This window comes from Arminella tubonensis, assembly GCF_003240585.1.
GTDB classification, from domain to species: Bacteria; Pseudomonadota; Alphaproteobacteria; order Rhizobiales; family Rhizobiaceae; genus Rhizobium; species Rhizobium tubonense.
This window is the reverse complement of the sequence record NZ_PCDP01000055.1, coordinates 1-405: the sequence shown is the minus strand read 5'-3', so window position 1 is coordinate 405 and position 405 is coordinate 1. Positions and strand designations below refer to the sequence as shown.

Sequence of the window (405 nt, the reverse complement as noted above, 5' to 3'; positions counted from 1 at the left end):
AGACAAAGGAGTCCGATTTAGGATTCCAATTTTCGCATGAATATGCGACGGTCCTGCATGCGCACAGGTGTCACATTTGAGGTTTCCGCTGCCGACCGGGTTCGGCTGAACGCAATCGTTTCGGCAGCCAGCTCGCCGCAAAAGTATGTCTGGCGGGCGAAGATCATCTTGATGACCGACGAGGGTCTGGGAACGGTCGCGATCATGGAGGCGACGGCTAAGTCGAAGACCTGCGTCTGGCGTTGGCAGGAGCGCTTCATGACGGAAGGGCGTAGACGTTGTCGACCGGGTTGTTGCTCTGACGCAGGAGCCGCCCACGCAGGAAGCCACTCACTGGACGGTTCGTGCGATGGCAAAGGCTGTGGGGATTGCGGCGTCCTCAGTCGTCAAGATCTGGCATGAGCA

At 58.5% G+C, this 405-nt stretch carries 1 pseudogene; it reads left to right on the top strand.

What is annotated here, in order from left to right:
* Positions 1-57: 57 nt before the first annotated feature.
* A pseudogene (locus tag CPY51_RS24260) lies at positions 58-405 on the top strand (helix-turn-helix domain-containing protein); the annotation flags it as partial.